The organism is Lysobacter sp. 1R34A (genome assembly GCF_051217035.1).
Lineage (GTDB): Bacteria > Pseudomonadota > Gammaproteobacteria > Xanthomonadales > Xanthomonadaceae > Lysobacter.
The window spans coordinates 25,129-50,384 of sequence record NZ_JBPKJP010000006.1 but is presented as its reverse complement, the minus strand read 5'-3'; the positions used below and the strand labels follow the sequence as shown (position 1 = coordinate 50,384).

25 protein-coding genes and 2 pseudogenes are annotated in these 25,256 nt (G+C 68.9%); 15 read left to right on the top strand and 12 right to left on the bottom strand.

What is annotated here, in order from left to right:
- The first annotated feature begins 159 nt into the window (after nucleotides 1-159).
- Together ACSAMQ_RS03750 and ACSAMQ_RS03745 are read left to right on the top strand one after the other, a co-directional pair.
- On the top strand, nucleotides 160-852 hold the full coding sequence (locus tag ACSAMQ_RS03750) for a hypothetical protein (protein ID WP_435394351.1): 693 nt from the start codon (nucleotides 160-162) through the stop codon (nucleotides 850-852).
- A 208-nt stretch (nucleotides 853-1,060) separates the two neighbouring features.
- Nucleotides 1,061-1,783 carry a prolyl oligopeptidase family serine peptidase gene (locus ACSAMQ_RS03745; protein WP_435394350.1) on the top strand — a complete coding sequence of 241 codons (723 nt, stop codon included), beginning with the start codon at nucleotides 1,061-1,063 and terminating at the stop codon, nucleotides 1,781-1,783.
- A 264-nt stretch (nucleotides 1,784-2,047) separates the two neighbouring features.
- Here ACSAMQ_RS03745 and ACSAMQ_RS03740 read toward each other — a convergent pair.
- The 4 genes and pseudogenes from ACSAMQ_RS03740 to ACSAMQ_RS03725 form a co-directional block, all read right to left on the bottom strand.
- Nucleotides 2,048-2,257 (bottom strand): annotated as a pseudogene (locus tag ACSAMQ_RS03740) (alkylphosphonate utilization protein); the annotation flags it as partial.
- 48 nt (nucleotides 2,258-2,305) lie between these two features.
- On the bottom strand, nucleotides 2,306-3,241 hold the full coding sequence (locus ACSAMQ_RS03735) for an aspartate carbamoyltransferase catalytic subunit (protein WP_435394349.1): 936 nt from the start codon (nucleotides 3,239-3,241) through the stop codon (nucleotides 2,306-2,308).
- On the bottom strand, nucleotides 3,238-3,723 hold the full coding sequence (gene ruvX, locus ACSAMQ_RS03730; RefSeq protein ID WP_435394348.1) for a Holliday junction resolvase RuvX: 486 nt from the start codon (nucleotides 3,721-3,723) through the stop codon (nucleotides 3,238-3,240). Before ruvX ends, ACSAMQ_RS03735 begins: the two co-directional genes overlap by 4 nt.
- Before the next feature lie 5 nt (nucleotides 3,724-3,728).
- A complete protein-coding gene (locus ACSAMQ_RS03725) occupies nucleotides 3,729-4,295 on the bottom strand; it encodes a YqgE/AlgH family protein (protein ID WP_435394347.1) in 567 nt (188 codons plus the stop codon).
- A gap of 214 nt (nucleotides 4,296-4,509) precedes the next feature.
- Here ACSAMQ_RS03725 and ACSAMQ_RS03720 point away from each other — a divergent pair.
- Nucleotides 4,510-5,076 (top strand): annotated as a pseudogene (locus tag ACSAMQ_RS03720) (DNA-3-methyladenine glycosylase I); the annotation flags it as partial.
- Between the two features lie 676 nt (nucleotides 5,077-5,752).
- Here the strand turns inward: ACSAMQ_RS03720 and ACSAMQ_RS03715 are convergent.
- The gene (locus tag ACSAMQ_RS03715; protein ID WP_051884544.1) at nucleotides 5,753-6,931 is read right to left on the bottom strand and encodes a PilT/PilU family type 4a pilus ATPase; all 1,179 of its coding nucleotides are present in this window, start codon (nucleotides 6,929-6,931) and stop codon (nucleotides 5,753-5,755) included.
- A gap of 103 nt (nucleotides 6,932-7,034) precedes the next feature.
- Nucleotides 7,035-8,072: a type IV pilus twitching motility protein PilT gene (locus tag ACSAMQ_RS03710; RefSeq protein ID WP_031370959.1), complete on the bottom strand. Its 1,038-nt coding sequence runs from the start codon at nucleotides 8,070-8,072 to the stop codon at nucleotides 7,035-7,037.
- 161 nt (nucleotides 8,073-8,233) lie between these two features.
- On the opposite strand from ACSAMQ_RS03710, the gene ACSAMQ_RS03705 reads away from it, so the two are divergent.
- From ACSAMQ_RS03705 to ACSAMQ_RS03685, 5 genes are all read left to right on the top strand, one after another.
- The gene (locus ACSAMQ_RS03705; protein WP_435394346.1) at nucleotides 8,234-8,932 is read left to right on the top strand and encodes a YggS family pyridoxal phosphate-dependent enzyme; all 699 of its coding nucleotides are present in this window, start codon (nucleotides 8,234-8,236) and stop codon (nucleotides 8,930-8,932) included.
- A 91-nt stretch (nucleotides 8,933-9,023) separates the two neighbouring features.
- Nucleotides 9,024-9,860 (top strand): pyrroline-5-carboxylate reductase, encoded by an 837-nt coding sequence (gene proC / locus ACSAMQ_RS03700; RefSeq protein ID WP_435394345.1) that lies wholly within the window; start codon nucleotides 9,024-9,026, stop codon nucleotides 9,858-9,860.
- Complete coding sequence (locus ACSAMQ_RS03695) at nucleotides 9,857-10,342, top strand: DUF4426 domain-containing protein (protein WP_435394344.1); 486 nt, start codon at nucleotides 9,857-9,859, stop codon at nucleotides 10,340-10,342. Before proC ends, ACSAMQ_RS03695 begins: the two co-directional genes overlap by 4 nt.
- A 416-nt stretch (nucleotides 10,343-10,758) precedes the next feature.
- Entirely contained in the window at nucleotides 10,759-11,553 is a 795-nt protein-coding gene (locus ACSAMQ_RS03690) for a cobalamin-binding protein (RefSeq protein ID WP_435394343.1), read from the top strand.
- Between the two features lie 58 nt (nucleotides 11,554-11,611).
- Nucleotides 11,612-12,037: a GNAT family N-acetyltransferase gene (locus ACSAMQ_RS03685; protein ID WP_435394342.1), complete on the top strand. Its 426-nt coding sequence runs from the start codon at nucleotides 11,612-11,614 to the stop codon at nucleotides 12,035-12,037.
- A gap of 62 nt (nucleotides 12,038-12,099) precedes the next feature.
- Here the strand turns inward: ACSAMQ_RS03685 and aac(6') are convergent, their stop codons facing one another.
- The gene (aac(6'), locus tag ACSAMQ_RS03680; RefSeq protein ID WP_435394341.1) at nucleotides 12,100-12,567 is read right to left on the bottom strand and encodes an aminoglycoside 6'-N-acetyltransferase; all 468 of its coding nucleotides are present in this window, start codon (nucleotides 12,565-12,567) and stop codon (nucleotides 12,100-12,102) included.
- A complete protein-coding gene (gene pdxH / locus ACSAMQ_RS03675; RefSeq protein ID WP_435394340.1) occupies nucleotides 12,564-13,169 on the bottom strand; it encodes a pyridoxamine 5'-phosphate oxidase in 606 nt (201 codons plus the stop codon). The genes aac(6') and pdxH overlap by 4 nt, the downstream gene beginning before the upstream one ends.
- 149 nt (nucleotides 13,170-13,318) lie before the next feature.
- Here pdxH and ACSAMQ_RS03670 point away from each other — a divergent pair, with 149 nt between their 5' ends.
- On the top strand, nucleotides 13,319-14,086 hold the full coding sequence (locus ACSAMQ_RS03670) for a kinase (protein ID WP_435394394.1): 768 nt from the start codon (nucleotides 13,319-13,321) through the stop codon (nucleotides 14,084-14,086).
- A 66-nt stretch (nucleotides 14,087-14,152) separates the two neighbouring features.
- On the opposite strand, the gene ACSAMQ_RS03665 is transcribed toward ACSAMQ_RS03670, so the two are convergent.
- The gene (locus ACSAMQ_RS03665; RefSeq protein ID WP_435394339.1) at nucleotides 14,153-14,356 is read right to left on the bottom strand and encodes a dodecin family protein; all 204 of its coding nucleotides are present in this window, start codon (nucleotides 14,354-14,356) and stop codon (nucleotides 14,153-14,155) included.
- 175 nt (nucleotides 14,357-14,531) lie between these two features.
- Between ACSAMQ_RS03665 and ACSAMQ_RS03660 the strand changes: the two genes are divergently transcribed.
- Complete coding sequence (locus ACSAMQ_RS03660) at nucleotides 14,532-15,104, top strand: shikimate kinase (protein WP_435394338.1); 573 nt, start codon at nucleotides 14,532-14,534, stop codon at nucleotides 15,102-15,104.
- Complete coding sequence (gene aroB / locus ACSAMQ_RS03655; RefSeq protein WP_435394337.1) at nucleotides 15,101-16,207, top strand: 3-dehydroquinate synthase; 1,107 nt, start codon at nucleotides 15,101-15,103, stop codon at nucleotides 16,205-16,207. Before ACSAMQ_RS03660 ends, aroB begins: the two co-directional genes overlap by 4 nt.
- 274 nt (nucleotides 16,208-16,481) lie before the next feature.
- Here the strand turns inward: aroB and ACSAMQ_RS03650 are convergent, their stop codons facing one another.
- The gene (locus ACSAMQ_RS03650; protein WP_435394336.1) at nucleotides 16,482-17,159 is read right to left on the bottom strand and encodes a hypothetical protein; all 678 of its coding nucleotides are present in this window, start codon (nucleotides 17,157-17,159) and stop codon (nucleotides 16,482-16,484) included.
- A gap of 193 nt (nucleotides 17,160-17,352) precedes the next feature.
- Here ACSAMQ_RS03650 and ACSAMQ_RS03645 point away from each other — a divergent pair, with 193 nt between their 5' ends.
- On the top strand, nucleotides 17,353-17,940 hold the full coding sequence (locus ACSAMQ_RS03645; RefSeq protein WP_435394335.1) for a hypothetical protein: 588 nt from the start codon (nucleotides 17,353-17,355) through the stop codon (nucleotides 17,938-17,940).
- A gap of 98 nt (nucleotides 17,941-18,038) precedes the next feature.
- Here ACSAMQ_RS03645 and ACSAMQ_RS03640 read toward each other — a convergent pair whose 3' ends face one another.
- Nucleotides 18,039-18,683: a cysteine hydrolase family protein gene (locus ACSAMQ_RS03640; RefSeq protein WP_435394334.1), complete on the bottom strand. Its 645-nt coding sequence runs from the start codon at nucleotides 18,681-18,683 to the stop codon at nucleotides 18,039-18,041.
- Nucleotides 18,684-18,801: 118 nt separating this feature from the next.
- On the opposite strand from ACSAMQ_RS03640, the gene ACSAMQ_RS03635 reads away from it, so the two are divergent.
- From ACSAMQ_RS03635 to hemE, 3 genes are all read left to right on the top strand, one after another.
- A complete protein-coding gene (locus ACSAMQ_RS03635; protein ID WP_435394333.1) occupies nucleotides 18,802-19,782 on the top strand; it encodes a helix-turn-helix domain-containing protein in 981 nt (326 codons plus the stop codon).
- An 85-nt stretch (nucleotides 19,783-19,867) separates the two neighbouring features.
- A complete protein-coding gene (locus tag ACSAMQ_RS03630) occupies nucleotides 19,868-20,122 on the top strand; it encodes a WGR domain-containing protein (protein WP_435394332.1) in 255 nt (84 codons plus the stop codon).
- A 156-nt stretch (nucleotides 20,123-20,278) separates the two neighbouring features.
- The gene (gene hemE / locus ACSAMQ_RS03625) at nucleotides 20,279-21,355 is read left to right on the top strand and encodes a uroporphyrinogen decarboxylase (protein WP_435394331.1); all 1,077 of its coding nucleotides are present in this window, start codon (nucleotides 20,279-20,281) and stop codon (nucleotides 21,353-21,355) included.
- A 192-nt stretch (nucleotides 21,356-21,547) separates the two neighbouring features.
- Here hemE and ACSAMQ_RS03620 read toward each other — a convergent pair whose 3' ends face one another.
- Complete coding sequence (locus tag ACSAMQ_RS03620; protein WP_435394330.1) at nucleotides 21,548-25,219, bottom strand: ATP-binding protein; 3,672 nt, start codon at nucleotides 25,217-25,219, stop codon at nucleotides 21,548-21,550.
- Nucleotides 25,220-25,256 lie beyond the last annotated feature (37 nt).

The following is a 25,256-nucleotide window of genomic DNA, read 5'->3' as shown; positions in this document are numbered from 1 at the left end:
TTCGCTAGTCCCGATTCGCTAGTCCTGATTCGCCAGCGCCGATTCGCCAGCGCTGATCCCCGAGTCCTGATTGCCAGTCCTTGCCGGGCACCGAGCGCGACCGTTCGTACCCGGACGAGCGGCGGCGGCACTGCCGCAGCCGCCGGCTAAGATCGCCGCATGTTGCAGGAAGCAGACATCGAACAGGCCGTGGACCTGCAGGCGCGCAGCTATGCCCTGCTGAAGTGGATGGCCGAGGGAATCCGGCGCGGCTTCATCGGCTTCGACGCCGCCCATGCCTATGCCCACGACGCCCAGGCCGCCGCGGCCTGGATCGAACGCCATTACGCCGATCTGCCGCCGGCGGCGCGTCCGCCGCGCGAACACCTCGCCGCGTTCTGCCGTTTGTTCACGACGTATCTCGACGGCGGCCAGCGCTTGGTCCGCGATCCGGGCCAGCGCCTGTACTCGCCGGATGCGCATTGCTTCTGCGAGATGTGCAGTTGGTACATCCACAACGCCTCGCTGAAGGCGCGCACGATCTCCAGCGGCGACCGCCGTCGTGCCGACCGGCAGATGCGCCACAGCCTCGACGAACTGGCGCTGGAGCACGACCGCCTGCTCGAAGACGGCGAGGTCGACCGGCTGATGCGCGATGCCTCGTTCCGCGAAGCCCTGGCGCTGTATGCCTATACCGAGACCCTGCTGCGCCGGCTGCGCGGCGGCGGCGCCGAGATCGGTGTGCCGCTGGTGCTGTGGCGACGCTTCGCCTGGACCGAACAGGGTGCGCCCAAGCGCAAGTACCGCCTCAGTGCCGTGTCGATCCTCGAGGCGTCGGCCCTGCTGCGGCAGCGCCTGGCCGCGCTGGGCTGACGTGGACCGTGAAGTCGATACTGCGACGCCGGTAGCGCGTCGCGCTTGAACCGCTGCCGGACGCGGCCGATGATGCGGGCAACCGCTCCGGAGAATGCCGATGCCGACTGGCCGCCCGCTTCGTCTCGCCGTCGCGTTACTGCTGGGCGGCTCGCTGCTGTTCGGCGCCGCTTGCGCCCCTTCGTCGACCCGACCCGATACCGCCTCCATGTCCGACCCGAGAACGCACGGCCAGTTCGTTTCGCGCCAACTCGAGCGCGACGGCATCGTCCATCGTTACCAGGTGTTCCTGCCTTCGCGCCGCGCCGGCGGCGAGCGCCCCGCGTTGATCATGTTCATGCACGGCTCGGGCGAACGCGGCGACGACAACCGCAAGCAGGTCGAGGTCGGGCTCGGGCCGGTGGTCCGTTCGCGTCTCGACGAATTCCCGGCGATCGTCGTGTTCCCGCAGATTCATTCCGACGAGGCCGACCTCGAACGCTTCGGCGATACCGCTTTCGCGATCCTCGATGCGGTGCAGGCCGAATTCGGCGGCGACCCACAGCGGGTGTTGCTGACCGGCTTGTCGCTGGGCGGCTACGCGAGTTTCGAACTCGCCCTGATGCAGCCCGAGCGCTTCGCCGCGGTGGTGCCGATCTGCGGCGGCTTCGACCCGCCCGAAGCGCAGTTCGTCGCCCGCCGCAAGGCCCTCGGCGGCGTATCCAGCCACGACGAAGCCGCACGCAAACTGCGCGGCATTCCGTTCTGGGTCTTCCATGGCGCGAAGGACGACGTGGTCTCGGTGGAGAACTCGCGCCAGATGGTCGATGCCCTGAAGCGCGCCGGCGCCGACGTGCGCTACACCGAATTTCCGGACACCGGCCACAACGCCTGGGACCCGGCCTATGCGACCGCCGAGCTATGGCCGTGGCTGTTCGCGCAGCGACGTTGAGGATGGACGCGCGGATGGGTGCGGGGAGAGCCAATCCCCCCGTCCCAAATAGGGGAATCATTCGGGAGGGTTTTAAAGCGACTGGGTTCTTCGCAAGACGATTCGGAAGCGTCTCGGTACGTCGTGGCCCAGCCGGCGATCACGACGCAGCCGGCTCGAAGATTCTTGTCTTCGGAACACGGCGAAATCGCCCGAGCCCCCTTTTGGGAGGGCGCTGTTGCTGTTGTACCTACCCTAGCCGCAGCCTCTGCCCGGCAACCCCGCTCAAGCCTTCTTCAGGAACTCGGTCTTCAGCACCAGCCCCTTGACCTTGTCGACGTTGCACTCGATCTCGCCCTCCTCGTCGGTCAGGCGGATGTTCTTGCACAAGGTGCCGCGCTTGAGGGTCACCGAGGTGCCCTTCACTTTCAAATCCTTGATCAGCAGCACCGAGTCGCCGTCGGCGAGCGGGGTGCCGTTGCTGTCTTTCACGATCATGTCGGTATCCGGTAAGCGGCCGCACCGGAGGGGCGCGGCAGAGGTTCAGCCTTTGAGCAGGGCTTCGAGCACCGCCATGCGCACGGCGACGCCGTTGGCGACCTGGGTCAGGATCAACGATTGCGGGCCGTCGGCGACTTCGTCGGTGATCTCGACGCCGCGGTTCATCGGGCCCGGGTGCATCACCACCGCATCGGCCGCCGCGCGCTTGAGGCGCGCTGAGGTCAAACCATAATCGCGGTGATAGTCCTGCAGGGAACTGACCAACCCTTCTTCCATGCGCTCGCGCTGCAGGCGCAGCATCATCACCGCATCGACGCCGTCGAGCGCGGCGTCGAAGTCCTGGGTCACGACGCAGCCGTCGAGGATGCCGTCGTCGGGCAGCAGCGAGGCCGGGCCGCAGACGCGGATCTCGCCGGCGCCGAGCGTGCGCAGGGCCTGCAAGTCCGAGCGCGCGACGCGCGAATGCTTGACGTCGCCGATCAGCGCCACCCGAAGGCGCGAGAAGTCGCGACCCTTGGCCTGGCGCAGGCTGAGCATGTCGAGCAGGCCCTGGGTCGGGTGCGCGCTGCGGCCGTCGCCGGCGTTGACCAGGCAGGTGCCTTCGCGCGCCTGTGCGGCGAGCGCGGCGACCGCGCCGTCTTCGCGATGGCGGACGATGAAACCGCGCACGCCCATCGCCTCGATGTTCTTGAGGGTGTCGAGCGCGGTCTCGCCCTTGCTGGTCGACGAGGTCGAGGCGTCGAAATTCAACACGTGCGCGCCCAGCTGCTGCGCAGCGAGCTGGAAGCTCAGGCGGGTGCGGGTGGAGGGTTCGAAAAACAGGGTGCAGACCGCGATGCCGTCGAGTGCGCGGCGGTCGTAATGGCCCTCGGCGAAGGCCTGGGCGCGGATCAGCAGGGCTTCGAGCGTGTCGCGCGAGGCGTCGGCCAGGCTCAGCAGATGGCGCAAGCCGGCGACGGTGGAAACAGGGGCATTCATATGTGCGGAAGCTCGTCGATATCGGTTGCGTCGTCGGGTGAGGCCAGCCAGCGCTCGACGATCACCGCCGCGGCCACCGCATCGAGCGCCTCGGCGTCGCGGCGGCGTTTGCGGCCTTCGGCGCGATCGGCGGCGAAACGGTGCGCGGCCTCGATCGAGCTGGAGCGCTCGTCGACCAGCACCACCGGCAGTTTGTAGCGCACGCGCAGTTGCCGGGCGAAATCGAGGGCGCGGGTGCGCGCGGGCTGGTCGCCGCCGTCCAGGGTCATCGGGTCGCCGACGATGAAACCGTCGGGTCGCCATTCCTTATGCAGGCGGTCGATCGTGCCCCAGTCGGGGCCGGCGCCGTGCACGTCGATGACCGCCAGCGCGCGTGCGCCGTAGCCGAAGGCGCTGCCGACGGCCACGCCGATGCGGCGCGAACCCACGTCGAACCCGAGCACGGTACCGTCGCGACGGATGCTGGGGGGCTTGCTCGCCACCGAACTCATGCGTGACCGGCGTAGTCGGCCAGGTGGGCGAAATCGACGCCGATGCGCCCCGCCGCCGCCTGCCAACGCGCGTCCAGCGGCAGCTCGAACAGCAGCTCGGCGTCGGCCGGCGCAGTCAGCCAGTCGTTTTCGGTGATCTCGTGTTCGAGCTGGCCCGAACCCCAGCCGGCGCAGCCCAGGGCGACGATGGCATTGTCCGGGCCTTCGCCCTTGGCCATGGCCTCGAGGATGTCGCGCGAGGTGGTCAGGAACAGGTCGTTGCCGATCACCAGGGTCGAGTCCCAGCGGGTGCCGCCGTCGTGCAGCACGAAACCGCGTTCCGGATGGACCGGGCCGCCGGCCAGCACGACCTGCGAACGCAGCGACTCGTCGCCGCCGTCCACGCCCATCTGCCCGAACACTTCGCCGAGCGTGTATTCGGAGGGGCGGTTCACCACGATGCCCATCGCACCGTCGTCGTCGTGCTGGCAGATCAACGCCACGCTGCGCGAGAAATTGGTATCGGCCAGCGCGGACAGCGCGATCAGGACCTGATTGGCGAGGGGTGTGGGCATCACGGACATGGCCCCATTCTAACCGCCCCGGCGTGAAATCGGACTCGATAACCCCCGGTCCGCGGCCGCCGCCGGCGGGCCTGCGTCCCGAATCCGGGACCTGTCCCGGCTTGCGTTCCGGCTTGCGTCTGGGCGCGCGACCGGCCTATGGACCACGGCCCCCGCCTCTGGATTCCCCTGGGCCCGGGCACCACAATCCAGGTCCGCGTCCCACGAGGTTCCCATGTCGGGCTATTGCGACATCGCGCCGGGCCATCCGGTCCACGGCGACTATCACGATCACGAATACGGCTATGCGCGGCGCGACGAAGCCGAGCTGTTCGAGCGCCTGATCCTGGAGATCAACCAGGCCGGCCTGAGCTGGGAAACGATCCTGCGCAAGCGCGAGGGCTTCCGCCGTGCGTACGACGGATTCGACGTCGACACCGTCGCCGGCTACGGCGAGAACGAGCGCCTGCGCCTGCTCGAAGACGCCGGCATCATTCGCAACCGGCTCAAGGTCGACGCCGCGATCCACAACGCCCAGGTGATCCAGGGGCTGCGCGCCAGCCACGGCGGCTTCGCCGAATGGCTGGACGCCCACCTGCTGCTGGACGGCCGCCCGCGCGACAAGGCCGCATGGATCAAGCTGTTCAAGCAGACCTTCCGCTTCACCGGCGGCGAAATCACCAACGAATTCCTGATGAGCCTGGGCTATCTGCCCGGGGCGCATCGCGAAGATTGCCCAGCCTACCGGCGCATCGAGCAACAGGGACCGTATTGGCGGCAGGCCCAGGCTCAGGCCGATACGGCGCCGGCGGCGTCCAAGGCGGTGCCCAAGCCCGCCGCGAAAAAAACCGCCGCGAAACAGGCCGCCACGAAACAGCCGGCGGCAAGAACGGTCGCGAAAAAGCGCGTGGCGAAAAAATCGGCAGCGAAACCGGCCACGAAAAACACCGCCGTGAACAAGGCCGCGAGCAAAGCACCCGCGCGCAAGCCGCGCCGTAACGGCTGAAACCGAACGCCGCCGACGGCAACGCCGCGCCCGACTTCGGCCGGGCCGGCATTGCCGCAAGGACCGCGGCCCCCGATCAAGGACCGACCATGAGCACGCCCCCGCCCTGCTCTGTTCCCCTTTCTCAATAATCCCTTCTATTTCTTTCTCGATTTTTTGCATAGCGATTCGGAAATTACAAACAAACCAAAGAATAAGAAAAGTGTCCATCGCCAATAGGGAAACCCCCAACCTCCAGCGATAATGGAGCCGAAAATTCCGGCGCCCACCAAAATCGAACGCAGAAGTCGGCTCACCTTATCGTTCCAGTCAAGAAACACCCTTCGCGGTGATCACGCTTGACGATCTCATCTTTCAAGACGCACAAGCTGCAATTCACCGATTTGTGAATTCAAGCAAGCCAAGGCACACACCGCGCAACAAAAAACCCGGCCGAAGCCGGGTTCTTCATTTCTGACGATGCGCCGATGCCTTACCGCACTTCAGCCACTTCGACACCGTCCATGCCTTGCGACAAGGTGCGCGCATCGCCGCCCTGGGCGAGCTTGATGCGCAGGCGCACTTCGTTCTGCGAGTCGGCGTAGCGCAGGGCGTCTTCGTAGCCGATCTCGCCGGCCTGGTAGAGCTCGAACAAGGCCTGGTCGAAGGTCTTCATGCCGAGCTGCACGGATTCCTTCATGAGCTCCTTGAGCTTGTGGATCTCGCCGTCGCGGATGTAGTCCTGGGCCAGCGGGGTGCCCAGCAGGATTTCCATGGCGACGCGGCGGCCCTTGCCGTCCGGGGTCGGGATCAGCTGCTGCGCGACCACGCCCTTGAGGTTCAGCGACAAGTCCATTAGCAACTGGTCGCGGCGGTCCTCGGGGAAGAAGTTGATGATGCGGTCCATCGCCTGGTTGGCATTGTTGGCGTGCAAGGTGCACAGCACCAGGTGGCCGGTTTCGGCAAATGCGATGGCGTGGTCCATGCCTTCGCGGGTGCGCACCTCGCCGATCATGATCACGTCCGGCGCCTGGCGCAGAGTGTTCTTGAGCGCGTTCTCCCAGCTGTCGGTGTCGATGCCGACTTCGCGCTGGGTGATGATGCAGCCCTCGTGGCGGTGGACGAATTCGATCGGGTCTTCGATGGTGATGATGTGGCCGGTCGAGTTCTGGTTGCGGTAGCCGATCATCGCCGCGAGCGAAGTCGACTTGCCGGTACCGGTCGCGCCGACGAAGATGATGATGCCGCGCTTGGTCATCGCCAGCGTCTTGATGATCGGCGGCAGGTTCAGCTCTTCTACGGTCGGGATCTTGGTCTCGATGCGGCGCAGGACCATGCCGACCTGGTTGCGCTGGTAGAAGCAGCTCACGCGGAAGCGGCCGACGCCGGTCACGCCGATGGCGAAGTTGCACTCGTGGGTCTTTTCGAACTCTTCGCGCTGCTGCGGGCTCATCACGTTGAGCACGAGATCGCGGCTCTGCTGCGGCGTCAGCGGGTTCTGGGTGATCGGGCTGATCTTGCCGTGGACCTTCATCGACGGCGGCATGCCGGAGGTGATGAACAAGTCCGAGGCGCGCTGGTGCGCCATCAGCTTGAGGAAGGAAGTGAAGTCGATGGCGCCGGTGGCGGGACTGGCCGGGCCGGCCGGATTGGGATTGGCTGGGTTGTTCATGGGGCTACCTCCTCGGGAGGTCTGAAACCAGGGGATGTGGTACGCAAGCGGCTATCGGCGCGAAGCGGAGGCCGGCGAAGCGGGCGCTTCGCCGGCGGGCGCGTCAGTCGAACAGACGCTTGTCCTTCGCGTACTCGCGCGCCTGCGGACGCAGGATCATGCCGCGCTTGACGAGGTCTTGCAGGTGCTGGTCGAGCGTCATCATGCCGTGGCTCTGGCCGGTCTGGATCGCCGAATACATCTGCGCGACCTTGTCTTCGCGGATCAGGTTACGTATGGCGGGGATGCCGACCATGATTTCCCAGGCCGCGGTACGGCCGCCGCCGACCTTCTTGAGCAGGGCCTGCGAGATCACCGCGCGCAAGGACTCCGACAGCATCGAGCGCACCATCGGCTTTTCGCCGGCCGGGAACACGTCGATGATGCGATCGACGGTCTTGGCCGCCGAGGAGGTATGCAGGGTGCCGAACACCAAGTGGCCGGTCTCGGCCGCTGTCAGCGCCAGGCGAATGGTTTCCAGATCGCGCAACTCGCCGACCAGGATGTAGTCGGGGTCTTCGCGCAAGGCCGAACGCAGCGCCTCGTTGAAGCCGTGGGTGTCGCGGTGGACTTCGCGCTGGTTGATCAGGCACTTCTGCGAGGTATGCACGAACTCGATCGGGTCTTCGACCGACAGGATGTGCGCGTACTCGTTCTTGTTGATGTGGTCGATCATCGCCGCGAGCGTGGTCGACTTGCCCGAACCGGTCGGGCCGGTCACCAGGATCAGGCCCTGCGGCTGCTCGATGAGCTGGCGGAAGATCGGCGGGCAGCCGAGGTCTTCCAGCGACAGCACTTCCGAGGGAATGGTACGGAACACCGCGCCGGCGCCGCGGTTCTGGTTGAAGGCGTTGACGCGGAAACGCGCCAGGCCCGGAATCTCGAACGAGAAGTCGACCTCGAGGAATTCTTCGAAGTCGCGGCGCTGCTTGTCCGACATGATGTCGTAGACGAGCGCATGGACCTGTTTGTGGTCCAGGGCCGGGATGTTGATCCGGCGCACGTCGCCGTCGACCCGGATCATCGGCGGCAGACCCGCCGACAGATGCAAGTCGGATGCTTTGTTCTTGACCGAGAACGCCAGTAATTCGGCGATATCCATGCGTGCTCCCCGCACTGCAGGGACCCGTCAACCGGGTCCGTGAAAAGCCAGCCTCATGGGCTTGATTGCAACTTCAAGCTGGAACCAAACCACCCCTGCGAGGCAGTATAGCCCCCTGACGGCGTGTCCGATCCAGCCCACCTCACAACAGGATTCCCCTCGTGCACGAGCACGTCCTGCACGACATCTTGCATCAGTTGGCGCGTGCGGCGCATGACGCCGCAAGGCCGGTACCTCGATTGCTTGCGGTCAGTAAGACCCGGGATGAGACGGCGGTCGCGAATCTGGCACTGAAAGGGCAGACCGCGTTCGGGGAGAACTACGTTCAGGAGGCTCTGGCCAAGCAGGCGGCCATGCCCGGCACCGCCGCGGCCGGGATGGCGCTGGAGTGGCACCTGATCGGCCATCTGCAGTCGAACAAGGCCGCCGAGGCCGCCGTGCGCTTCGATTGGGTCCAGACCGTCGACCGGCCGAAGCTGGTGACCGCGCTCGCCCGCCACCGGCGCCCCGACCAGGCCGCGCTCAACGTATTGATTCAAGTGAATATCGACGACGAAGCCAGCAAGCACGGCTGCCGTCCGGACGAGGTCGGAACGTTGGCGGCGGCGGTCGCGGCCGAGCCGCGGCTGTGCCTGCGCGGGCTGATGGTGATCCCGGCGCCGCACGACGACCCGGAGCTGCTGCGCCCGGCGTTCCGGCGCAGCAAGCAGTTGTTCGACTCGCTCACTCAAACTCACCACAGCGTCGACACCTTGTCGATGGGCATGAGCGACGACTATGCGGTGGCGATCGCCGAGGGCTCGACCATGGTCCGGATCGGCACCGCCCTGTTCGGCGCACGGGCCAAGCCGCCGGCCTGACCGGCCGGACTTAAAAGCACCCAAGGGTGCGCGGCGGACGCGCGCCGACGCCGGTTGTTATCCTGCGCTCCGGTCTCCGCAGTGGTCGAACATGTCCGAACCCGCTTCCCTTCCCTCCGGGCCGATCGCCTTCATCGGCGGCGGCAACATGGCGCGCAGCCTGATCGGCGGCCTGGTCGCCCGCGGCCTCGCCGCGCGCGACATCCGCGTCGCCGAACCGGTCGAGTCCCTGCGCGAGGCCCTGCAGCGCGACTTCGGCGTGCAGTGCTTCGATAACGCCAGCGCCGCGGCCGAAGGCGCGTCGGTGTGGCTGCTCGCGGTCAAGCCGCAGGTCATGCGCGAGGTCTGCGCGAGCCTGGCGACGCAAGCCGCCGCGCAGAAGCCGCTGGCGATCTCGATCGCCGCCGGCATCACCGCCGGCCAGCTCGACCGTTGGCTCGGCGGCGGCGTCGCGGTAGTGCGGGCGATGCCGAACACCCCGGCCCTGCTCGGCGCCGGCATCACCGGTCTGTACGCCAATGCCGCCGCGGCCCCGCGTTTCGGCCAGGCGGCGGGCTTGCTCGACGCGGTCGGGCCGACCGTGCGCATCGACGAGGAAGCGCAGATGGACGCGGTGACCGCGGTCTCCGGCAGCGGTCCGGCCTACGTGTTTTTGCTCGCCGAAGCGATGCAACAGGCCGGCCAATCCCAGGGGCTCAGCGCCGACGCGGCGCGCGCCCTGGTCCAACAGACCCTGCTCGGCGCGGCGACCATGCTGACCCACAGCGACGACCCGGCCGAGGTGCTGCGCGCCAGGGTGACCTCGCCGGGCGGCACCACCCAAGCCGCGATCGAGACCTTCGAGGCCGGCGGTTTCCGCGCCCTGGTCGACCGCGCCATCGCGGCCGCGACCGAGCGCGGCCGTCAACTGTCGGCGGCGAACGAATGAACCGGCTCGCAGGCAAGACCGCGGCCGCCCTGTTGCCGGCCCTGTTGCTGGCTCTGCTCGCGGGCTGCGGCGGCGAGGGCCCGGCGCCGGCGCAGAACCCGAACGCCGCGCGCAGCGAGGAAGTCGTGCGGGTCGGCGACATCAGCGTGCGCGCCAGCGCGATCCAGGCCAGGCAGTTGTCGCCGGCGATCGCCCAGCGTTACGGCGCGAGCCACGACGAACGCACGGTGCTGCTGGTGGTGTCGCTGCGCAAGGGCGACGACGCGACCTCGGTGTCGGTGCCGGCCAAGGTCACGGCGACCAGCATCGACCTGCTCGGCCGCAAACAGGCGGTGAGCATGCGCGAGATGCGCGACGGCGACCTGCTCGACTACGTCGGCGTGGTCGCGATCTCCCCGCCGGACACTCTGCGCTTCGACGTCACCGCGATCGGCGAGCACGGGCAGCGCTATACCTTGCAGTTCAATCGGGATTTTTTCTGAGGCGGCCGGTCGCGCATCCGTTCATCGAGCTTTCGCCGGGATGAGCCAGCGGCAGGCGTTTGACAGGACCGTCGCATGGACGCAACGGTTGACCATGGCGGTCGGCTTGCGCCGCTTCTACCCCTGGGCGACGCAAGCAAGGTAGGAGCGGCGCAAGCCGCGACCACGGTACGAGGCGGTTATGGTCAACCCACGCCACGCCGCACCATACGGCTACGAACTGTGATCCGGCCGTGCGAATCCGCTATTCACCCCGCCCCGGGCGGCCCGGCGATTGCTGCGATGCACCCAAATCTGCGCGCGGCGCCGTCAACGCGTCGGCGGGCGCATCGGCTAGTGCATCGGCAAGCGCGGCCCTCGCCGTGGGTCGCCGGCTTGGCCGACAATCCCCGCTTCGCTTTCAGTCTCGGAACCCCATGGGCCCGCAACGCATCGTCTGCCTCACCGAGGAACCCACCGAAACGCTGTACCTGCTCGGCGAACAGCACCGCATCGTCGGCATCAGCGGGTTCACCGTGCGGCCGGCGATCGCGCGCAAGGAAAAGCCCAAGGTCAGCGCCTTCACCAGCGCCAAGATCGGCGAGATCCTCAAGCTGCAGCCCGATTTCGTGGTCGGCTTTTCCGACATCCAGGCCGAGATCGCCAGCGAGCTGATCAAGCACGGCATCGAGGTGTGGATCAGCAATCACCGCAGCGTGGCCGGCATCCTCGACTACATCCGCCGCCTCGGCGCGCTGGTCGGCTCCGGCGACCGCGCCGACGCCCTCGCCGGCGAATACGAAAGGCGCATCGCCGAGGTGCAGGCGCGCGCCGCGGCGATGCCGCGCCGGCCGCGGGTGTATTTCGAAGAATGGGACACGCCGCCGATCACCGGCATCCGCTGGGTTTCGGAACTGGTCGGCATCGCCGGCGGCGACGACGTCTTCCCCGAACGCGCGGCGATGCCGCTGGCGCGCGACCGGATCCTGGCCGACCCGCTCGAAGTGGTGCGGCGCGCGCCGGACCTGATCCTCGGCAGTTGGTGCGGCAAGAAGTTCCGCCCCGAGCAAGTGGCCGCGCGCGAGGGCTGGGACGCGATCCCCGCGGTGCGCGACGGCGAACTGCACGAGATCAAGTCGCCGATCATCCTGCAGCCCGGCCCCGCCGCGCTGACCGCGGGGTTGGATGCACTGAGCGCGATCGTCCAGGCCTGGTCGGCGAAGCATCGCTGAGTCCGCCGGCGGCGAGTGCGCGATTGCACCGCGGCGCGGGCGATGCGATGGTGTCGCCATGGCCGAACCCGTCCGCATCGTCTACGCCCGCGAACCGACGATCGAGGTCGCCGAGTTCCGCCAGGTGCTCGAGCGCTCCGGCCTCGGCGCGATCCGCCCGGTCGCCGACGAGCCGCGCCTGCAGGCGATGTTGTCGGCGGCGAACCTGATCGTGACCGCGCGCCTGGACCAGGCCGATGCGACCCTGGTCGGCGTGGCCCGCTGCGTCACCGATTTCGCCTGGTGCTGTTATCTGTCCGAACTGGCGGTGTCGGCCTCGGCGCAGGGGCTCGGCATCGGCAAAGGCCTGCTCGACGCCGTGCGCCAGCAGGTCGGGCCCCAGGTCAGCGTGATCCTGGCCTCGGTGCCGGACGCGGTCGGCTTCTACGAGCGCGCCGGCATGGCGCGGATGCAGGACACCTTCTGGTACAAGCGCGAGCACTGAGCCGCGCCGCGAGCTTCATGCCTTGGCTCGCGCGGCGACGCTCGCCGTCCGCTTTCCGCGCTTCAGCCCGGCTCGCGTAGCCGCTTGCGGAAATACACCACCCGCTCGGTCTCTTCGAAACCGCAGGCCTGGTGGGCGCGGTGGCCGGCGTCGTTGTCGAGCAGAGCATCCGAGGCCAGTTCGCTGACCCCGCGTTGCGTGGACCAGTGCTCGACCGCGGCGATCAGGGCGCGCCCGCCGCCGTGGCCGCGCCAGTCCGCCTGCACGTACCAGCCTTCCAGAAAGCCCACCGGCGAGCTCTCGGTGCCGTTGACGTAATCGCGGCGCAGGCTCGCTTCGGCGAAGCCGCGCGCCTCGCCTTCGGCATCGACGAGCAGAAAGGCGGCGGCGTTCTCGGGCCGGGCCAACATCTGTTCGATGTCGCCGGCGTGCTGGCCCGGGTCGACCTGCGGCCACAGCGCCTGGCGCAGCCGCGACCACGCCTCGGCATCGGCGGCGGTCGCGGCGCGCACCCGCCATGCCGCGCTCATGGATACAGCATCCGCTTGCTCCAGTCGCCGGCGCGGTCGCTTTCGTAGGACCAGCGTTCGTGCAGACGGAAATCGGCGCCGTACCAGAACTCGATCTTCTCGGCGCGCACGCGCAGGCCGGTCCAGCGCGGCGGGCGCGGCACCTCGCGGCCCTCGAACTGTTGTTCGACCTGGGCCAGGCGTTGCTCGAAAGTTTCGCGATCGGCCAGGGTCTCGGATTGCTTGGAGGCCCAGGCGCCGAGTTGGCTGCCGCGCGCGCGCGTGGCGAAATAGGCATCGGCCTCGGCATCGCCGACCACTTCGACCGTGCCTTCGATGCGCACCTGCACGCCGTGGCGCACGCGCGGCCAATGGAACAGCAGCGCCGCATGCGGGTTGGCCTGGAGTTCGCGGCCCTTGCGCCCGTCGAGATGGGTGTAGAAGACGAAACCGCGCGCGTCGTGGGCCTTCAGCAGCACAGTGCGCGCCGACGGTCGCGCATCGAGCGAAGCGGTGGCGACGGTCATCGCGGTCGGGTCGGGCTCGCCGGCGACGGAGGCTTCTTCGAACAGCGTATCGAAGGTGGCGAGGGCTTCGTTGAGCAGGTCGTGGGTCGTGGTCATTGCGCTATTGTGAGCCGATGTCGCCGCGCCTGCATCCGCCCGCCCGTCCAGGCACCGAGCCCGGCAAAGCGCCCGGCCAGGACGCCGATCGCGCCGCCGGAGCGGGCGGCGCCGACGCGTCCGGCTTCGCATCGCGCTGGGTCGAACGCATGCTCGACGACGCGCTGGCCGCGAACGCCCGCATTTACGCCATTTGCGGCCTGCAGGGCAGCGGCAAATCGACGCTGGCGGCCCAGCTCGCCGCACTCGCCCGTTCGCGCGGGCTGCGCGCGGCGGTGTTGTCGATCGACGACTTCTATCTGGGCCGGCGCGAACGCCTGCGCCTGGGTCGCGAGGTCCATCCCCTGCTGGCCACGCGCGGGCCGCCGGGCACCCATGAAGTCGGCCTTGCCTGCGAGGTGCTCGACCGCCTGCGCGCCGGCGCCGCGGTGCGCTGGCCGCGCTTCGACAAACTGCGCGACACCCGGCTGGCGCCGTCGCGCTGGGCGCGGGCCGAAGCGGCCGACTTGATCCTGTTCGAGGGTTGGTTCCTGAAGACACCCGCGCAGGGCCAGGCCGAACTGATCGCGCCGGTCAATGCGCTGGAACGCGACGAAGACGGCGACGGCCGCTGGCGTGCCTACTGCAACGAGGCCCTTGGGCGCGACTATCCGGCGCTGTGGTCGCGCCTGGACCGTCTGCTGTTCCTGGAGCCGCCGGGTTTCGAGGTCGTGCCGCAGTGGCGCTGGCAACAGGAGTGCGCGATGCAGGCACGGCGCCCGAGCCACCAGGCGATGACGCGGGCGCAGGTGGCACGCTTCGTGAGCCTGTTCGAGCGGGTCAGCCGCCAGGCGCTGAGGCGGTTGCCGGGAATCGCCGATGCGAGCCTGCGCCTGGACGCCGCGAGGCGGGTGATTTCCGTCGAGACCCAGCCGTGACTTCGGAAGTGGCGAAGCGGCGGCGATGCCGGCTTCGTCACTCCCGATCGGCTGCGGCGGTCGCGCTTACTTCACGACGAAGGTCACCTTCAGGTTGACCCGCCATTCGGTGATGTTGCCGGAATCGTCGGTCACCACCTTGACGTCGTTGACCCAGGCGCCCTGGATGTTCTTGACCGACTCGGCACATTTGGCCAGGCCGGTCTTCACCGCGTCCTCGATGCCGATGGTGGACGAGGTATTGAGTTCGATGACTTTGGCGACCGCCATGGTGCTTCTCCCGATGGGTGCTGCGAATGGGCGTCCCGGAGGACTGACCGCCGCCTGCGCGGCGACGGAGATCCGAGCCTAGGCCGGTGCCCGTTAAGAAGACGCAAGCACGGTCGTGCGGCTGCCACGCGGCCGCCCTACGGCCTGTCCTGTTGGGTGCCCTACAATCGAGGGCATGAACCCCGCCAGCAATCTGATCCTGGTCGGCCCCATGGGCGCCGGCAAGACCTGCATCGGCAAACGCCTCGCCGAGCGTTTCGGCCTGCGCCTGGCCGATGCCGACCGCGAGATCGAGCAACGCACCGGCACCAGCGTGGCGGCGATCTTCGAGCACGAAGGCGAAGCCGGTTTCCGCGCCCGCGAGAGCGCGGTGCTGGCCGAGCTGCTGGAAGGCGAAGGTCTGCTGCTCGCCACCGGCGGCGGCGCGGTGCTCGCCGCAGACAACCGGCGCCTGCTGCGCAAGCGCGGCTTCGTGGTGCAGTTGTTGGTGACGGTCGAGCAGCAGCTCGAACGCCTGGCCCTCGACCGCAGCCGGCCCTTGCTCGCCGGCAGCGACCGCGAGCAGGTGCTGCGCACCCTGGCCGAACAACGCGCGCCGTTGTACGCCGAAGTCGCCGACCTGCGCTTCGACACCGGCGTCCTGAGTTCGGCCGATGCCGCGAGCGGGCTCGCCGAACAACTCGCCCGGCTCTGGCGACGTCCGCAGGCCCCACCGGCGCCCCAACCCCATTCCGGAGTCAACGCATGAGTGCGGTACGCAAGGTCGAAGTATCCGGCGAGTCCGCCTACAGCATCGAAATCGGCGCGGGCTTGCTCGACGACGGCGCGCGCCTGGGCCGCAGCGTGCGCGGCCGCCATGCGTTGATCGTCAGCGACGAGAACGTCGCGCCGCTGTATCTCGCCCGCGTCGAAGCCGCCTTGCGCGCGGCGAAGCCGAACCTGAGCCTCGCCCGCTTCGTGATCCCGCCCGGCGAACACGAGAAGACCCTGGCGCGGTTCGGCGAATGCCTGGAAGCGCTCGCCGCGCTCGGCGCCACCCGCGACGCCAGCGTGATCGCGCTCGGCGGCGGCGTGGTCGGCGACCTGGCCGGTTTCGCCGCCGCGTGCTGGATGCGCGGCATCGATTGCGTGCAGGTGCCGACCACGCTGCTGGCGATGGTCGACTCCTCGGTCGGCGGCAAGACCGCGGTCGACCTGCCCAGCGGCAAGAACCTGGTCGGCGCCTTCCATCCGCCGCGCGCGGTGATCGCCGACACCGCGGCTCTGCGCACCCTGCCCGACCGCGAGCTGCGCGCCGGCCTGGCCGAAGTGGTCAAGTACGGCGCGATCTTCGACGCCGGTTTTCTCGACTGGCTGGAAGCGCACGCCGAGGCCTTGCTGGCCCGCGACGGCGAGGCCCTCGCCGAAGCGGTCGCGCGCAGTTGCGGCTACAAGGCCGACGTGGTCGCCCGCGACCTGTACGAACACGGCGACCGCGCCATGCTCAATTTCGGCCACACCTTCGGCCACGCCATCGAAACCGAGCAGGGTTACGCCGGCACCCGCGGCGATGGCCTCAACCACGGCGAAGCGGTCGCGGTCGGCATGGTCCTGGCGGCGCGCCTGTCGGCGGCGCTGGGACGCGCGAGCGCGGCCGACACCGATCGCCTCAGGCACCTGCTGGAGCGGCTGGACCTGCCGACCTCGATCCCCGACGGCCTGTCGCCGCAGGCGCTGCTGGCGCGCATGCGCCTGGACAAGAAGGCCGACGCCGCCGGCCTGCGTTTCATCCTCTGGGACAAGGCCGGCGCGGCGCGGATCGTCTCGGACGTGTCCGACGACGCGGTGCTGGCGGTGCTCGCCACAGGTTGAGGGGCACCGCGAGCGCAGCGCGACGGCTTCGGTGCCCACCTTCGCGGGCATGACGGCAGGTCACTTCGCGGGTGAATCTTTCAGCTCGCGACGCGGGTCGAATCTTCAGCTCGTCATCTCCGCGAGGGCGGAGATCCAGAGACTTCAGAGTCATTCCTCGATCAAGCCCTGGGTGTTCGGCTCCGCCGAAGTAAAACGGAGCCGGCCTTCGCGGGAACGACAACGGGTAAGTTTCGTGGGCGATCCATCCAACGCCTGCATCGCGCGCCTCCGCTCACGGCCAACCCACCGCATGTTGCAGATATTCGACGTGCCCTGGCAGCAGTTCGGTGACGTAGAGCGTGGTCAGGATAGGGTGATTGCCCCAGACGATGCCGCAGCGCGTGTTGACCGGGTTCACGCCGGCGTCGCGTTGGGTGTACTGGACCGCCGGGTTTTCCGGCGCGCCTACGTTGTTCGCCAGGCCGAGCGCCCAATGTTCCCAGGTCCGCCAACCGTCCGAGGCCATGACGATGGCGTACTGCGTCGGCGCGGTTCCGTCGTCGCCCGATAAGGTCAGGCCGCTGAGGATCATGCACAGCCGCGCGAGCGCGCCGGTGCAGGCCTGCTTCGCCGCGGCGCTGCCGGGCGCGGCGTCGTTGCCGGCGGCGGCGGCGTTCGCCGCGACGATCTGCGCCTGCGCATCGGCGGCCGCGTTGCCGAAGGTGGCATGGACCCAGTCGACGAAGCCCGGGTTGAGCACGAAGTCTTCGGCTTCGGCGTCGAACGACCAGGCCTGTTCGAAGATCGTCGGCGGCGTGTTGGCGGCATGCCCGCCCGGCCCTGCGAACAATGCATAGCCCCAGCACGGCGCATCGGGCCAGGGGTCGGGCCAATCGGGGTCGAGTTCGGTGCCGGCATCGAGGCGGTTGCTGGCGAGTCCTTGCAGTTGTGCGGGGGTCAACACGGGCATCGGGGCGGCTCCTGGTGGACGCAACGAGATCGAAGGCGGCGCGCGCAGCGAACGCCCTGTCTGGATCCATTACCCGAACTAACGCCGCCGCGCCGCGTCCGTGAACCCCGCCGCCGGCGCGCACCCGCGCTTCACAACCCGCCCGTCCCCGCGTTTCCAGCTGTGCACCGCCCGCGCTGAGGATCGGCACCGCATGGCCCTGAACCCCCTGGAATTGCTGCTTCTGCACAAGGCCCTGACCCAGCCGTCGCCCGCGACGGATGCGGCGGGCGCCGGCCCGTCCACTTCCGCACCCTCCGCCGCCGTCACCACCAAGGAGCCGTCCATGGCCAATCAGTTCGAATTCCTCGACAAGCACTTCGACCCGACCGACATTCCCGAGGTCGCCGCCCAGACCGCCTACGAGCGCTTCGGCAACTATCCGAACGCGCGCACCAGCACGGTGATCTTCAACATCAGCTGGAACGCGCTCACCGATGCGATCAAGCACGCGGTGCTGAACTTCAACAACGGCGGCGTCTACGACTCCTCGGCCTTCGCCACGCTCAGCGCCGACGGCAATCAGTGGAACATCGTGCTGACCGGCCTGCAGTACGTGAACGCCACGCGCACGATCGTACGCGGCCGCCCCGAGTACGAGATCAACGAGTACAACAACGGCTCGGTCTTCATCAAGGCCGAGGCGCTCGGTGCCCAGTTGCTCGGCGAGGTCGTGCATCTGGACACCGGTTTCGGCACCTGGGTGCAGCAGATCCAGCTCAAGAACCCGCCGACGTTCTGAGCCCGCCCGAACACCGACAGACGAAGCCCCGCCATGGCGGGGCTTCGCATTGCAAGGTGGCCGAACCGAATCTGGTTGGGCGCGAACCGCGCCGGGTTTCAGGCGGCGGCCAGGTTGCGCGCGCGTGCGCGCTGGTTCGACGCATGCGGGTTGTCGAGCTGCGGCACCGCGCCGGTGTGCAGCGCATCGATCCATTCCTCGGTGCTCAGCACCGCGGCGAAACGGCTCTGGAACACCACCATGAAGACCCGGTGGATCTCCTCGGCGCTGGCATGGCCGGCGCTGTTCTCGTACGACAGCGAGCCGCTGGCGTCGTGCAGGAACTCCACGTTCAAGTTCAGATGCGCGGCCTCGAACACGGTGGACGCGTCGCAGTTGTGGGTCATGTAGCCGATCACGCTGAGAGTATCGATGCCGTTGCGCTCGATCCACTGCCCGAAGTCGGTGCCGGTGAACACGCTCGGATAGTTTTTCTCGATGTAGTGATCGCGCGGGCGGCTGGCGACCACCTCGTTGAGCTCCCAGCCCGGCGTGCCCTTGTCGAACACCGGCGAGCCGGCCGGCGCGGTGTTCTGCACCACCACCACCGGCACCCCGGCGGCGCGCGCGGCGTCCATGGCGCGGCCGATGTTCGGCAGGGTCCTGGCGACCGGCGGGTATTCGATCGGCAGGCCGTCGGCGAAGTAGTCGTTCTGCACGTCGATGACGACGAGGGCGCGTTGGCTGCGGTTGGAAGCGTTCATGAGCGGTCTCCGGGGCAGGGAATGTTGCGAAGTGGGCTCATTGTTCGCTCGCGCCGGCCTCGCCGATACTGGCCCGAATGACAATATTCGATAGGATCGGGCCATGTAGAATCGGGCCATGAACGAATCCGCCGCTACCCGCCGCCTCGCCGTGGTCGCCTTCGACCGCATCAGCCCCTTCCACCTGTCGGTGCCCTGCCTGGTGTTCGACAACCGCGAAAGCGAGAGCGATCGCGACCCCGACCTGCCGCAATTCGACCTGCGAGTCTGCGCCGCCGAACCCGGCCGCCTGCGCACCCGCGCCGGTTTCAGCATCGAGACGCGCTACGGGCTGCAGGCGCTGCGCAGCGCCGACACCGTCATCGTGCCGTCCTGGCGCGACGCCGACGAACGCCCGCCGGAGCCCCTGCTCAAGGCCCTGCGGGGCGCCCACGAACGCGGCGCGCACATCGTCGGCCTGTGCCTGGGCGCGTACGTGCTGGCCGAAGCGGGCCTGCTCGATGGACGCCGCGCGACCACCCACTGGCATTGGAGCGAGCACTTCGCCGCGCGCTATCCGCAGGTCGCGCTGCAGCCCGACGTGCTCTACGTCGACGACGAACGCATCACCACCTCGGCCGGCACCGCCGCCGCCCTGGATTGCTGCCTGCATCTGCTGCGCGGCATGCACGGCGCCGAGATCGCCAACCGCATCGCGCGCCGCCTGGTGATCGCGCCGCACCGCCAGGGCGGGCAGGCCCAGTACATCGAACAACCCCTGCCGGCCTCGGCCCAGGACGACCGCGTGGCCGCGGTGCTGGCCTGGGCGCTGGCTCACCTGGACCAGCCGCACAGCCTCGACGCCCTGGCCGAACGCGCGCTGATGAGCCGGCGCACCTTCACCCGCCGCTTCCGCGACAGCACCGGCACCACGGTCGGGCAATGGCTGACCAGCCAGCGCCTGGCGCGGGCGCAGCGCCTGCTGGAAACCAGCGACGCCGGCCTGGACACCATCGCCGCCGAGACCGGCTTCGGCAGCCCGGCTTCGCTGCGCCAGCACTTCGCCGCCCAGCTCGGCACTTCGCCCTCGGCCTACCGGCGCGGTTTCCGCGGCGCCTGAAAGCCCCGCCGGCGCAACGCTCCGGGGTGCGCACCGCGACAACGCGCCCGGTCGGCGCGGGCCCGGTACCCGCTACAATCGCCGGGTGCGCCTCCTTCTCCAACAACGGCCGGAAGGCCGCGAAGCTCCCCGCTTCGTACAGCTGATGCTGCAGCCCGACTTGCTCGGCGGCTGGACGCTGGTGCGCGAAAGCGGCCAGATCGGCGGCCGCAGCACGGTCCGGCGCGAGCAGTTCATGGACCAGCCCAGCGCCCTGGCGGCGCTCGAGCAGGCACGCGACCAGCAGCTCAAGCGCGGCTTCCAGCTGATGTTCTCGCAGGGCGCCGAAGCGCCGCGATGAGGCTTTCCGTGGTTCGGTCCGGTCGGGCGGGAACAGCAAATCCCCCCTGCCCCCTTTTGGCAAAAGGGGGGAACGGCTTGTGGCGGCGACAATATCCGGAGCCTGCCGCGCTCCTTCTCTCCTCCCCTTGACGGCGTTCCCCGCCACGGTTCTTTCATGTCCAATCCTTCTCCCGTCAACGACCGCTTCCTGCGCGCGCTGCGCCGCCAACCCGTCGACCGCACCCCGGTCTGGCTGATGCGCCAGGCCGGCCGTTATCTGCCGGAATACCGCGCCACCCGTGCCCAGGCCGGCAGCTTCCTCAACCTGGCCAAGAACCCGGAGCTGGCCTGCGAGGTCACTCTGCAGCCGTTGCGCCGCTTCCCGCTCGATGCGGCGATCCTGTTCTCCGACATCCTGACCGTCCCCGACGCGATGGGCCTGGGCCTGTATTTCGCCGACGGCGAGGGCCCGAAGTTCGAGCGCCCGATCCGCTCCACCGCCGACATCGACCGCCTGGCCGTGCCCGACATGGGCCAGGAGCTGCGCTACGTGATGGATGCGGTCAGCACCATCCGCCGCGAACTGAACGGCTCGGTGCCGCTGATCGGTTTCTCCGGCAGCCCGTGGACCTTGGCCTGCTACATGGTCGAAGGCGGCGGCAGCGACAACTACGGCAAGGTGAAGTCGCTCGCGCTCAACGACCCGGCGGCGATGCACCGCCTGTTGAGGGTGGTCACCGATGCGGTGATCGAATACCTCAAGGCCCAGCACGCCAGCGGCGCGCAGGCGCTGCAAGTGTTCGACACCTGGGGCGGCGTGCTGTCGCCGTCGATGTACCGCGAATTCTCGCTGCGCTACCTGCAGCGCATCGCCGCCGAATTGCCGCGCGGCGAGGGCGACGAACGCGCGCCGCTGATCCTGTTCGGCAAGGGCAACGATCCCTATATCGAAGACCTCGCCGCGAGCGGCGCGGAAGCGGTCGGCGTCGACTGGACCATCGGCCTGGGCGACGCCGCGCGCCGCATCGGCGGGCAGGTCGCGATCCAGGGCAACCTCGACCCGGTCACCTTGTACGCCACCCCCGAAACGATCCGCGGCGAAGTCGGCCGCGCGCTCGACGATTACCGCGACGGCAACGGCGGCTCGCGCGAAGGCCACGTCTTCAATCTCGGCCACGGCATGTCGCCCGACATGCAGCCCGAGCACGTCGCGGCGATGGTCGCGGCGGTGCACGAGCTCAGCGCGCGCTGAGGCGCGTTGGTCGGTGAGGGGCCGCAGTGGCTGGCGCCCTCACCCTACCCCACCTCTCTCCCGCGAACGGGAGAGGGGCTAAGCGGATCATCGCGACGCCATCCCTTCTCCCGCTGGCGGGAAAAGGTGGCCAAAGGCCGGACGAGAGCACGCCATAACGTCAAACGTTCGAGCCGGATCGTCAGAGCGAGATCAGCCGCCCGCCTTGCGCGCCAGCACTGCGTCCATGGCTTCGCGCAACATCGTGCCGGTCACCGGTTTGCGCAGGAAACGGTCGAAACCGGCGGCGCTGGCCTGCGGTTCTGCGTCGGCGTCGGCACGCGCGGTCACCGCGATCAAGGGCTGGGCGAAACCCTGCGAACGCAGCTGCCGCGCCAGGTCGAGGCCGTTGATCCCGGGCAGATCGAGATCGAGCAGAGCCAGGTCGAAGTGCCCGGTCGCCACTTCGGTCAAGGCCGCCAGGCCGTTGCCGACATGGGCCACGCGATGCCCCTGCGCGCGCAACAGGCCGGCGATGACTTCGGCCACGGTCGCGTCGTCCTCCACCAACAGCAAAGACAGCGGTCGGCCGTGCAAGCCGCGCGAGGCGGGCTCCGACGCCGACGGTGCCGTGCGGGGCGGCACCGCCACCGGCAGCGGCAGGTCGAACACGAAACGCGCGCCCTGCCCCGGCTCGCTGTAGACGGTGATGTGCCCGTCCATCGCCGCGGCCAGCTCCTGGCAGATCGCCAGGCCCAGGCCGCTGCCGCCGTAGCGCGCCGCGGTGCGGGCGCCGTCGCCCTGTTCGAAGCGGCGGAACAGGCGGTTCTTCTGCTCTTCGTTGAGGCCGGGGCCGGTGTCGGCGATCTCGAAGCGCACGCCCTGTGGCTTCAGCGCTTCCACGCGCAGGCTGACCTTGCCTTCGTCGGTGAACTTGATCGCATTGCCGAGCAGGTTGAGCAGGATCTGGCAGACCCGGCTGACGTCGCCGCGCAACCCCGCCGGCGCGCCGGTGGAAATATCGATCTCGAAGGCGAGGCGGCGCTGGCGCGCGAGCGGCGCCATCAGGTTGCTGGCCTCTTCGACCAGCGCGCGCAGGTCGAAGGCTTCGTCGGCGAGCTCGAGCTTGCCCGATTCGATCCGCGCCAGGTCCAGCGCATCGTTGACCAGGCGCAACAGATGCTCGCCGGCGCGGCGTACCGCCAGGGTGTAACTGCGCTGGCGTTCGTCTAGCGGGGTGTCGAGCAGGAGTTCGCTCATGCCGAGCACGCCGGTCATCGGCGTGCGCACTTCGTGGCCGAGAGTAGCGAGGAAACGGGTCTTGGCGAGCGAGGCCTGCTTGGCGACTTCGCGTTCGTGCTCGGCGCGCTGCCAGGCCAGACGCCGGCGCGCGCGCCGACGATAGGCGAACCAGAGCAGGCCGAGCAGCGACAGCACCAGGGCGACGAAACCGGTGATCGCCCACGGGCTCCACCACCACGGCGAATCGACGTGGATGGCGATCGCCTGCACCGGCGTCCACACGTTGTCGGCGCTCTTGGCCTTCACTTCGAGTCGGTAGTCGCCTGGGGCGAGCTGCGAGAAGCTGCGTTCGCCGCTGGCGCCGACGTCGACCCAGCCCGGGTCGTAGTTGCTGAGCCGGAACCGGTAGCGATTGGTCTGGGCGTTGTTGAACGACAACAGCCGCGCCACGATGCGCAGGTCGCGATCGCCATCGGCGATCGTAATGGGTGCGATGCCAGCCGTGAGCGTAGTGGGTGCGATGCCGTCGGCCTTGGTGATCGGCGCGACGCCATCGACCGCGGCAGTCGTCGCCGCATTCGCCACCGGAAACGCGATGCGCTCGTTGCGCCTGCGCACTTCGATGGTCTCGATGATCAACGGCGGCGCGCGGTCGACCGGCCGCACCACCGCCGGGTCGAACAGGATCAGACCCTCGGGACTGCCGACGAGGATGCGGCCGTCGCTCGGGCGCGCCTGCGGCCGCTCCAGGAATTCCTGGCTCGGCAGACCGTCCTTCACTCCGTACACGCGTACCGAGCGCAGTTGCGGGTCGACCCGCACCAGGCCGCGCGTGGTGGTCATCCAGATCAATCCGGCGCTGTCGACGATCAGCCCGCGCGCTTCGGTCAGCGGCAGGCCGGCGCGCGCGCCCAGGCTCGACTCGTGCTGCAGGCGCACGCCGTCCCAGCGATAGGCCTCGAGCGTGCCGAAACCGGCCGCCCACATCCGCGTGCGTCCTTCGAAAGCGAAGGCATGCACCGGCTGCGCCGGCGAACCGGGCACCGCCTCGAAGCGGCGCGCGCCGGCATTCCAGCGCCACAGCCCTTGCGAGCTGGACACCCACAAGGCGCCATCGGGGCCGTTGCTGCTTTGTTCTAGGGCGGCGTCCTTCGGCAGTCCGCGCTCGCCGAACGAAAACGACTCGCGCACGCGGCCGTCGAGGTCGCGCGCCTGCAGGTCGCCGTCGCTGCCGAGCAGCCAGATCAGGCCCTGGCTTTCGACCAGCTCGGCGGTGGTGCCGCCGACCGTCGGGTCGCGGGCGCTGTCGAGGCTCCAGTTGCGATACGCGCCGGTGGCCGGATCGATCCGCGCCAGGCCGCCGTAGTAAGTCACCCAGACCCGGCCGGCGCGATCCTGCAGCACCCTGTCCAGGCCGAGGTTGCCGCTGAAGCCTTGGGCGACATGCACCACATGCCCGCTCTCGGGATCGAGCCGGTCGAGCACCCCGCCGCTGCCGACCAGCCACATGTCGCCGCCCTGCGCCGGCGCGATGCCGCGCACGCTGGCGTTAGCCAGGGTCGAGGGGTCGTCGATGCGCCGCGTCAGCACCGAAAACTGGCGCCAGTTCGGCGGCAGATACCACAGGCCGTGGCCGTTGCTGGCGAACCACAGGCCGCCTTCGCGGTCCTCGTAGGCGCCCGACCAGTTCGGCCGCACCAGGCCCTGGCTGGTGCTGCTGAACAACGGCACCACCGCCACCCCTTCGGCGTTGCCGATGCCCAGTCCTTCGGGCAGGTCGAACCAATACTGGCCGGTGCGGTCGCGGCGCAGCACGTCGATGATGGTCTTGTCGGGGGCGAAGCGCGCCCACGGCTGCGCCTCGTAGCGGCCGTCGGGACGGCGCACGCCGACGCCGTGCGGGGTGCCGAACCAGGCGGTGCCGTCGCTCTCGAAAGTAATGGTGTTGACGATGTCCGAGGTCAGCGCGCGTTTGGGCACGCGCTCGAAATCGCGCCCGGTCCAGCGCGCCGCACCGGCCAGCGTGCTCACCCACAGACTGCCGTCGGGGGCGACGCTGAGGTTGGCGATGCCGTCGCTCGGCAGACTGCGCGGATCGCCTTCGCGGGCGACGTAGCGGGTGATGCGGCCGTCGGCCGCCATCCGGTGCAGGCCGCCGTGGGCGGTGCCGAACCACAGCGCGCCGTCGGGCGTGGAGGCGATCGACCAGATGTTGTTGTCGCCCAGTCCCGGGGTGTTGGCGCGGTCGTAGTAGCGGAACTGCTTGCGCTCGGCGTCGAGCATCGCCAGGCCGGACTGGCTGGTGCCGATCCAGACCCGGTTGTGCGCATCGACGTGCACCGCCCACAGGAAGTTGTCGCGCAGGCCCTGTTCGCGCCGCCACACCCGGTAGCCGCTGCCGTCGTAGCGGGCCAGCCCTTCGCTGGTAGCCAGCCACAGATAGCCTTGGCGGTCTTCGGCGATGCGGTTGACGGTGTTGGACGGCAGGCCGTCGGCGACGGTGAGCTGGCGCGGCCGCGGCGTCTCGGGCAGGCCGGCCGCGGCGGTCGCGATCACGCTGCTCAAGATCGAGCCGGGCGGCGCCACGGCGCAGGACAGCGCCGCCAGGCACAGCGCGAACAGCCAACGAATAGTGCGCCGCATCCGGACTCCCTCGCCACAACGCGCGGCGATCCGGGAT